This is a genomic window from Vibrio sinus (assembly GCF_023634645.1).
Classification (GTDB): Bacteria; Pseudomonadota; Gammaproteobacteria; order Enterobacterales; family Vibrionaceae; genus Vibrio; species Vibrio sinus.
The window spans coordinates 1-9497 of the sequence record NZ_JAMKMR010000041.1 but is presented as its reverse complement, the minus strand read 5'-3'; the positions used below and the strand labels follow the sequence as shown (position 1 = coordinate 9497).

The 9497-nt window shown below is 42.7% G+C and carries 8 protein-coding genes; 4 read left to right on the top strand and 4 right to left on the bottom strand.

Features of this window, described 5'->3' with window-relative positions:
• Positions 1 to 5: 5 nt before the first annotated feature.
• Positions 6 to 1550, bottom strand: a complete 1545-nt coding sequence (locus M9194_RS21395; protein WP_250614739.1) for a DUF3369 domain-containing protein — start codon at positions 1548 to 1550, stop codon at positions 6 to 8.
• 433 nt (positions 1551 to 1983) lie between these two features.
• Here M9194_RS21395 and gad point away from each other — a divergent pair, with 433 nt between their 5' ends.
• On the top strand, positions 1984 to 3378 hold the full coding sequence (gene gad, locus M9194_RS21390; protein ID WP_250614738.1) for a glutamate decarboxylase: 1395 nt from the start codon (positions 1984 to 1986) through the stop codon (positions 3376 to 3378).
• Between the two features lie 17 nt (positions 3379 to 3395).
• Here the strand turns inward: gad and M9194_RS21385 are convergent, their stop codons facing one another.
• Positions 3396 to 4340, bottom strand: coding sequence for a LysR family transcriptional regulator (locus tag M9194_RS21385; protein ID WP_250614737.1), 945 nt, complete (start codon positions 4338 to 4340; stop codon positions 3396 to 3398).
• Positions 4341 to 4468: 128 nt separating this feature from the next.
• Between M9194_RS21385 and M9194_RS21380 the strand changes: the two genes are divergently transcribed.
• Positions 4469 to 5572 (top strand): HlyD family secretion protein, encoded by a 1104-nt coding sequence (locus M9194_RS21380; RefSeq protein ID WP_250614736.1) that lies wholly within the window; start codon positions 4469 to 4471, stop codon positions 5570 to 5572.
• A gap of 5 nt (positions 5573 to 5577) precedes the next feature.
• A complete protein-coding gene (locus tag M9194_RS21375; RefSeq protein WP_250614735.1) occupies positions 5578 to 7128 on the top strand; it encodes a DHA2 family efflux MFS transporter permease subunit in 1551 nt (516 codons plus the stop codon).
• Positions 7129 to 7141: 13 nt separating this feature from the next.
• On the opposite strand, the gene M9194_RS21370 is transcribed toward M9194_RS21375, so the two are convergent.
• Positions 7142 to 7501, bottom strand: a complete 360-nt coding sequence (locus M9194_RS21370) for a VOC family protein (protein WP_250614734.1) — start codon at positions 7499 to 7501, stop codon at positions 7142 to 7144.
• A gap of 119 nt (positions 7502 to 7620) precedes the next feature.
• Positions 7621 to 8004: a MazG nucleotide pyrophosphohydrolase domain-containing protein gene (locus tag M9194_RS21365; RefSeq protein ID WP_250614733.1), complete on the bottom strand. Its 384-nt coding sequence runs from the start codon at positions 8002 to 8004 to the stop codon at positions 7621 to 7623.
• A gap of 212 nt (positions 8005 to 8216) precedes the next feature.
• Here M9194_RS21365 and M9194_RS21360 point away from each other — a divergent pair, with 212 nt between their 5' ends.
• Positions 8217 to 9428: a sensor domain-containing diguanylate cyclase gene (locus M9194_RS21360; protein WP_250614732.1), complete on the top strand. Its 1212-nt coding sequence runs from the start codon at positions 8217 to 8219 to the stop codon at positions 9426 to 9428.
• Positions 9429 to 9497: the final 69 nt, after the last annotated feature.

Sequence of the window (9497 nt, the reverse complement as noted above, 5' to 3'; positions counted from 1 at the left end):
ATTAATTAATCTGGAAGTGCATCTCTAATAGCAATAAAGTCTTCCCAGTGCTCAACCATAAGATCAACCAGTTCTGGTTCGAAGTGCTTGCCCTTTTGCGCGACAATTTCTTGCATAATTTCGTCATCAGGCCAAGGTTCTTTGTACGCTCTTTTGGCTCCCAACGCGTCAAATACGTCAGCCAATGCCGTAATACGTCCTGAAATCGGAATGTCTTTACCCGATAATTTATTCGGATAGCCGCTTCCATCCCACTTTTCATGGTGGGTTGCAGCGATTTCTCTTGCCACCAAAATGAGCTTTCTTTTCGATTTGCTGAGAATTTCAACACCGTATTCGACGTGTTTCTGCATAATTTCCCACTCTTCTTTCGTCAACTTTCCGGGTTTATGCAAAATGCTGTCAGGAATGGCAACTTTACCCACATCGTGAAGAGGAGAAGCGGCTTTTATGAGATTCACATCCGTCTCAGGCAAGCCATACAATTCTGCTAGCCTTTCACAAATCAAAGAAACTCTTTCTACGTGCGCGCCCGTTTCTTTGCTTCGAGCTTCAACCGCATTGGCCAAGTTGTAAACGAGCTCACGAGACGTCTCTTTCAAATCGACCATTAGGTTTAAGTTTTCAAACGTCAAACCGATATTTTGCATGTATATTTCTAACAACTGAGTGTCTAACTCCGACAACTCTTGGTTAAGATTGACATACAATAAATTGTCCAAGCCCCTTTCATCGCTCGTAAATAGGACGAAAGCATCGCCGAAATCCTGGCTACGACGATCAGTTAGTACCGCCTTACAGCGCGCAGACACTTCTTCAGGTAGGATATCGAAAGAACATTTAGAGCAAAAGTTTACATACCCGCCCGTCGCCGCTAAGGTTAATGCCCGGCTTTCCTCTCCTTCTGGCCTTGGCTGTACAATACAATAAAATGCTGAGGTGCGTAGGCCAAGTAACGATGTAAGCTGGTTCAGAACGCTTGTCGCATAGGTTTGTAATGATGATGTGTTTTGTACGTTCGCTGAAGCTTCGATGACTCGGCTCAATCCTTGTTTTTGCTCTTCGATTAAGCACAGGTCTCGATAAGAACGTAGCATTGAATAAAGGAGGGTTTTCAATTTTTGAGTGGTTAACTCGGTTTTCTCTTTGTAGTCATCGATTTCATAACTTTGAATGACGACATCTTCTGGCGCTTGCCCTGCCTGACCTGTCCTTAAAACTAACCTGATTTTCTGGTTTTGGCATTCTTCACGTATATATTTGACGAGATCCAGCCCAGCATGTTCGGTTTCCATCACCACATCGACAAGGGCCAAAGCAATATCGTCGTGTTTCTCAACGATCTCCCGAGCTTCTTTGCCAGATAATGCACAAATCAATTGCAAGCGTCTGTTTTGGAATTTAAATCCACTCAAAGCCAATTTAGTGACCTGATGAACCTGCTCATCATCATCGACAATAAGCACTTTCCATGGCGCTTCTGACCCATCTGTTGGCTGATGGCCTGTTCCCTGCTCCTTAGCGTCCCTATGGTCAGCAAACAAATCCATTTTGCCTCCTAATTTAAATATCCCTACTATTAAGGTTTAGCACAGCAACTCTCTAATCGATCAATAAAATTGAAGAAACTGGCACCTACAGTGTGGTGTAAATCTACTTTTACTAAATTCTTTGCTGAGATTTAGACCGTCTGAGTAATATCTTTTTAACATCATAATATTACGACACACTGTGAAACATAATCCAACCAATTTACTTGGCGAGATTAACAGAACTAGCATATTTATCACATTAAACAGTATGTTGTACTTAAATTTCATTCAAAGACAGTTAGATATCCAGGCAGAATCTTAGAGATCTTTACAGTGTAAAACCGACTTAACCAATCTCGCTGAACCTCACATCTTAAGATGACTTAAATAAGGTATAAGTGTATCTTTTCAGAGTGTATTTATATCCACTACTAAAGACGGAGATATACCCATGCCCCTTCATGAAAAAGATTCGGTGAGAAACAACCTTCTTGACGACATCTATTGCTCCAAAGATCTTTCCATTTCCTTACCCAAATTTAGAATTCCAGAATCAGAACAGTTGCCCAGCCACGCCTACCAACTCATTCATGATGAGCTAATGATGGATGGCAATTCGAGACAAAACCTTGCAACCTTCTGTCAGACTTGGCTAGAGGACGAAGTCCATCAGCTAATGGACGAGAGTATCGATACCAATATGGTCGATAAAGATGAATATCCACAAACGGCAGAGATAGAGTCACGCTGTGTACACATGCTCGCTGAGTTATGGCACTCACCTGAGCTTGATAACCCTGTAGGCTGCTCTACGACGGGCTCGAGCGAAGCCGCAATGCTTGGGGGTATGGCATTAAAGTGGGCATGGCGCGAAAAGATGAAGCGGCAAGGCAAGCCGACCGACAAGCCCAATTTGATATGTGGGCCTGTCCAAGTCTGTTGGCATAAGTTTGCCCGATATTGGGATATTGAACTACGTGAAATTCCGATGGAAGGCGACCGTCTAATAATGACACCAGAAGAAGTGATTAAACGATGTGATGAGAACACCATTGGTGTCGTACCCACATTAGGAGTCACTTTTACCTGCCAATATGAACCTGTAAAAGCGGTACACGATGCGCTGGATGAGTTAGAGCGTACGACGGGTCTCAATATCCCTATGCATATTGACGCGGCCAGTGGTGGTTTCATCGCGCCGTTTTGCGAGCCAGATCTAGAGTGGGACTTTAGGCTTCCACGGGTTAAATCGATTAACGCTTCTGGGCATAAATTTGGCCTGTCCCCGCTTGGTGTCGGCTGGATTATATGGAGAGATATGGCCGCACTACATGATGACCTAGTATTTGATGTCAACTATTTAGGCGGTAATATGCCAACCTTTGCTCTCAACTTTTCACGTCCAGGCGGTCAAGTCGTTGCTCAATACTACAACTTCTTAAGACTCGGGCGGGAGGGGTATCGTAAAATCCATGAAGCGTGCTATGACAATGCTCGTTACATCGCACGAGAAATTGAAAAAATGGGTATGTTTAATATTATCTACGACGGAGAAGGCGGTATACCGGGTTTAAGTTGGTGTATTAAACCAGGCATGAACCCCGGTTTTAACCTCTATGACTTATCCGATAGAATTCGTGGTAGAGGCTGGCAAATAGCCGCCTATTCTATGCCCGCTCACCGTGAAGATTTGGTCATCATGCGTATCTTGGTGCGTCATGGCTTTAGCCGAGATCAAGCCGATATACTTGTGGCCGATTTACAACGCTGTGTAGACTTTTTCGCGACTCATCCAGTTGTTCACGGCAGTGATTCTGAAGAATCTGCAGGCTTCAACCATGGCTAATTGAGTTTATGGCCCACTTATATTCCTGGTGGGCTGTTATAGATGAAAGGCTCCTTGATGCCTTTCGCCTCGGCATCCTTGAGGCAGTCTAAAAAGTAATTCACTAACGCTTTTAGTCGCTTGGGAACCAACTTTCTATTGGCATAAACCAAACTCACGGGCAAAGTTGGCATTTTGTATTCTGGAAGTAGCCTGACTAATCTGCCACTACTGAGGTGCTCTTGACAAATAAACTCAGGAATAAGGGATATGCCTAACCCGTCTAAACTCGCCTGTAATGAAGAGGTAATGGTATTGACCTGCAGCTGATGAGGCAGATCAACAATCTTACCCACGCCGTCATTACTGATAAACTCCCAAGGCATAGGCTTAACTGCCTTACTAACAATCTTTATCTTTTGATGCGGGGGTTTAATATCTTCGAGGGAATGAATATCACCGTATTTTTCCAGATATTCAGGGCTCGCCACTAAAGCTCTTTTGGAGCCTGTTATCGGCCGAGATATCAAATTGGAATCAGCCAGCTCTCCAACTTGAATATACAGATCAATGCCTTCTCCAATGATGTCAACTTCCCTATTGGTCATTTCCAAATTGATCGAAACATCAGGATGAAGCTTTAAGAAATTGTTGATAAATGGACAAGCGAACAAATGACCAATTTCCACCGGCATGACAACATTTAGCTTACCGCGGATAAGATCCTGGCTCGCAGACACTTCTAGTTCGGCTTCTTCAATAACCTCTAACATTTGCATCGCTGACTGATAGAAACGCTCTCCTTCTGGAGTCATGATTAAACTTCGCGTAGAACGCGTGATCAATCTCACTCCTAAATAGGTTTCGAGTTCATCGATTTTGCGACTCACGGTAGATTTCGTCATATCCAATGCATTTGCAGCTTGAGTAAAACTTTCATATTCAATCACATAGGTGAATACGAGCACTGCATTTAAATCCATTGATGAAACATTTTTTGTACTATTAGGCATATTTTTGCAACAGTGTTTCCCTTTTTTCCTATCTTATCATCCAATAAAGTTCGTTTACAATTCGTCATATTCAGTTAAAAAATAAATCTGGCAGACACATGAACGATACAGACGCTGACAATATTGTAACAGACAATACTTCTAAACCAGACTTGAGCCTCCCTAACGACAAAAAGCGAAATAAAAAAAAGGCACCACTCATTGCAACTTCAGTGTTTGCAGTTATCGCTGTGGTGGCTGCTGTATATTGGTTTAGCTACGGTCAGTATTTTGAGTCAACAGATAATGCCTATTTACAAAGTAACGTCACAACGATTAGCCCAAAGGTATCAGGCTATATCATCAAATCCTTTGTCAAAGACAACGAGCATGTGAAGGCTGGACAACTCCTTGTGCAAATTGACGATAAGGACTATGTTCAAGCACTCAACAAAGCAAAAGCTAACCTCGCACAAAGCCAAGCGAATGTACAGAATTTGCTCGCTGAGCGAAACTTGCAGAACAGCAAAATCAATCAAGCATCGAGCCAAATAGCCGCAGCGAAAGCACAATACAAATTGGCAACGCAAGAAGTGAATCGCATTACTAGTTTGAAAAAGAAAAACTACGCTTCACAGAACGAACTTGATACCGATCTTTCTCAACAAAAAGTAACATTAGCCAATGTTAATGAAGCCGAAGCCAACTATAAAGCAGCGACGGATGAGATTGCCGTCATCGATAGTCAAATTACTGAAGCAAAAGCAACGGTAGAAGAAGCAACGGCTGAGCTAAATCAAGCGCAATTAAACTTAAGCTACACCAAAGTTTATGCGCCAGTGAGCGGTGTTGTAGGCAATCGTAGCTTGAGAGTCGGGATGCTAGTTCAAGCAGGCACTCCTCTTCTTAGCCTAGTTCCTACTCAAAACGTGTGGTTGGTCGCCAATTTTAAAGAAACCCAAATCAGCGCAATGAAAAAAGGCCAGCACGTTGAAATCGACCTAGATGCTTATCCTGATGTTCATCTAAAAGGGGTCGTTGATAGCTTTTCTCCTGGTACTGGCGCACAATTTGCGTTACTTCCACCCGAAAATGCAACTGGCAACTTTACTAAAATCGTCCAACGTGTACCTGTAAAAATCGATATCGTTAATCCAGAAATATTGAAGGGCCGATTGATCCCAGGTCTTTCCGTCACAGCAACTGTTGATACTCGAGGTTAAGTAGGATGGAAGTCGCTGTTCCTGTAAACGATAGCACTCCGAATAAAGTGGTTACAACGAAAGATTGGATAGCGCTATTTGGCGGATTGCTTGGCGCTTTTATGGCTATCCTTGATATCCAGATCACTAATTCTTCGTTGAGTGAGATACAAGGTGCCCTAGCCGCTACCTTAGACCAAAGCTCTTGGATATCTACGTCGTACCTCGTCGCAGAAATGATTGCCATCCCATTAAGCGCGTGGTTCGCTAAATCTCTAGGTGAGCGCCGTTACCTAGTATGGACTACCGCTGTTTTCGCAATTTCTTCCTTCTTGTGTTCGCTTTCATGGAACCTAAACTCCATTATCGTTTTTCGTGCAATGCAAGGCTTTAGTGGTGGTGCTCTAATACCGATGGCCTTTACCCTTATTACTCAAATTCTGCCGTTAGAGAAACGAGCAACAGGTATGGCCTTGTTTGGTATCACCGCCACGTTCGCACCTTCTATCGGTCCAACATTAGGGGGCTGGCTCACCCAGCAATTTTCTTGGCACTATATTTTCTACATCAATATACCGCCTGCCATTGCTGTAATTGCCATGGTTGCATACGGATTAAGAACAAAACCCATCGATTTTTCGTCACTCAAATCGGGTGACTGGCTTGGTATATTGACGATGGCGATAGGACTAGGTTGTCTAGAAGTGGTGTTAGAGCAAGGCAATGATGATCAATGGTTCAGCTCTAGTTTTATCGTGACATTAAGTGTGATTTCTGTCATTAGTCTTGTGTATTTCATTATCATTGAGCTCCAACACGAGAAACCACTAGTAAACTTAAGGCTACTAAAAGATCCGCAGCTGGCTGCCTCTTGTATTGCTTTCCTAATCTTAGGAATGGCAATGTACGGTTCTATTTACGTGATTCCTTTATACCTAACTCAAGTTCAAAATTATGACTCATTGCAGATAGGTACAGTATTGATGTGGATGGGCTTTCCACAATTGCTTATTTTTCCGATACTTCCAAAGCTAACCAAATACGTCAAATCTACCTATTTAGTCGCGTTTGGCTTCGTCGTCTTCGGTATCAGTTGTTACGTCAATACGCATATGACTTCCGATTACGCAGGCCCTCAGCTAATTGTGGCAATGGTACTACGTGCAATTGGTCAACCATTTATCATTGTGTGTATTTCATTACTGTCACTCAAAAATATATCGGTCGCTGATAGCCCTGATGCTTCATCTATCACCAATGTAAGTAGAAACTTAGGTGGTGCTATCGGTATCGCTGCAATATCGACACTGTTACAAAACAGAACAACGTTGCACCTTGATAGAATCGAGTCTACCGTATCATCGACCAGCCCGACTGGTTGGGATAAGTTGCATCAATTACAAGAGTATTTTGTCCATGCTGGAAGCTCTGTTTCAACCGCAGCGTTGCAAGCAAAAGCAGAGCTACTCAAAATTATGCAGCTAAATGGAACCGTTATGGCCTACAATGACGTCTTCTTTGTGATGTTTGCTTTACTTGTCTTTGCCGCTGTGTTGACGCTCTGCATGAAAGATTAGTTAGTCATCGACACTAACGTTCGATAAGCTCAATTCCATTGCCAAATGGGTCTCGTAGGTGACCACGCACTAAGTTATTTTCTTTGGTGTCCGTTATGTCAATTTCGATTCCGGCAATACTGAGCTTATCCACCCACAGCATGATGTCTTCAACTCGCAACGCAAAATGCGCACTGGTCCGCTCCCGATCGACATTTTCACCATCAATATGTAGTTCAGCATCAGGTAACTTAAACCATACGCCTCCAACACTCTTTGTTGCCTTAGGTTTAGGGATCTCCTTAAGACCCAATACCTCTCCATAAAACTTTCTAGCGTCACTCTCACTACCAATCGGCATCGTGATATTGATGTGGTCAAGCCCCAAGATCATTCTTTATTCCTTTAATCCTCTCTATTTGTTTCAAGCTACTTGAATTTCAATGTCTCGACAACAAATAATTTATAGAACAATTGGTTAAACAGGCCGAAGCGATACTCTAAATTATTTTCTTACGGGTTTCCTACGGATTGTATTCGTCCATTTTCCAATTTCAGCGCCCGCTTTTGTTTTTCCTTGATCGATTCCCATGACTTTCCACTTTCAATCGCAGACACTCTTTCCTGGTATTTTCTGCATGCTCGCTCTAGCACAGAGTCTATGCTCGCAGCCCCATTCGCTTCTAATGCAATGACAGCATTGATGTAGTCCCATAGCACATCAGCAAGTTCATCCTCTAGATAACAAAGACGTTGCTTTGGCAGTTCTTCCAGTACTTCATCGACTTCGTTTTTAATTTCGTTTAAATACAATATTGGGTCGGCCCCCCAATCACCAGCTTTATCAATTTCTGCTTTACGCCTGGAGATTTCCACTAGCTCCGCTAATTTTTCCATTATCCATTCCTATTTTGCTTGAACACTGATCGTGTGTGTTTACTACATGCACCTATGACATTTGTATTGCCCATAGGCATACCCTTTACTATGATTAACAGAGAAATTGCTTCCACATTGGTCGATAGTTTAATACCAATGCTGCCTAATAATAATGCAATCTGGCTAGTATGTTGAAATTTGGCTATATCACTTTATTTGGGAGTATTTTCATGGATAACAATGTCATTGAGCTGACTCTTAACTCTCCACGTTACAAAGATTTTACCGTGCCCCAAGAGCTACTAGAACGCTGGCGAGCAGTGATAGACAGCTTGGTCGAAATCTGCGGCGTCTCCTCGGGCTTTATCAACCAAGTTCATGGCCCAAACGAACCCAAAATTACCATACTGATTAAGAATACCGACGATCCTAATGGGGATAAAGTACCAGTTGGCTTAAGTATGATTTTAAATGGATCAGATGTGTATTGTGAGGAAACCGTTAAGACCGACACCACATACAAAGTAGAAGATGCGCTCAATGACCCTAGATGGGCAAACAGTCCAGAGTTAGACTTAGGCTACTATTCGTATATTGGCGTTCCTATCCTCTATCCGAATGGTTCTGTCTTCGGAACCATTTGTATTCTTGATACTCAATCGAGAACATTTAGTGAATCGGTTGAAAAAGTATTGCATAGCTACAGAGACCACATCTGCGCCGATATCGAATTGCAGTTAAAAATATCTGAATTAGAAAAAACTAATCAACAACTCACTGAATTAACAGGAAAGCTAGAGCTATCTAGCTTTATTGATCCACTAACGAATACCTATAATCGACGCTTTTTAAGCAAACACATTGACAACCATATACAGCGAGTCGACTTACGAGCTGGGCGACGACAAAGCGAAACACCCGATATCGGCTTCTTACTTGTAGACATCGATCATTTTAAGCGAGTCAATGATTTACATGGCCATAGCGCAGGAGACTGCGTTCTAAAACAAGTGGTTGATTGTATAAAGAAAAATTGCCGAGAAAGCGATTGGTTAATTCGCTGGGGTGGCGAAGAGTTCCTCATTGTTGGACAATTTTCGAAAATGGACCACCTGCATCACTTTGCAGAAAGGATCAGAAGCCAAGTTGCCGAGCAAAACTTCACCGTCAAGGCAGGCTTAGAGATTAAAATAACCTGCTCAATTGGTATGACTATGTATCCATTTGATTCACAGTCTCCTCAAGGTTTGAACTGGGAGCAAGTGGTTAACTTGGCCGATTTTGCACTCTATTACTCAAAACACTTAGGCCGAGATTCTTGGACACACTTTAAATCGAGCAATGTCGTACCGCTTAAACAGGCCTATCAAGAATGCTGTGATGATATCGAGTCTGCATTGGCCAATGGCAATATAGAGGTCATTACCAACGGCGGCAGTTGAGCTCGCATGCCGTCGTAGCAACGATGCAAAGGTTATCCCACAGGGTTAACTCGCCTTTGTAAACTGTTT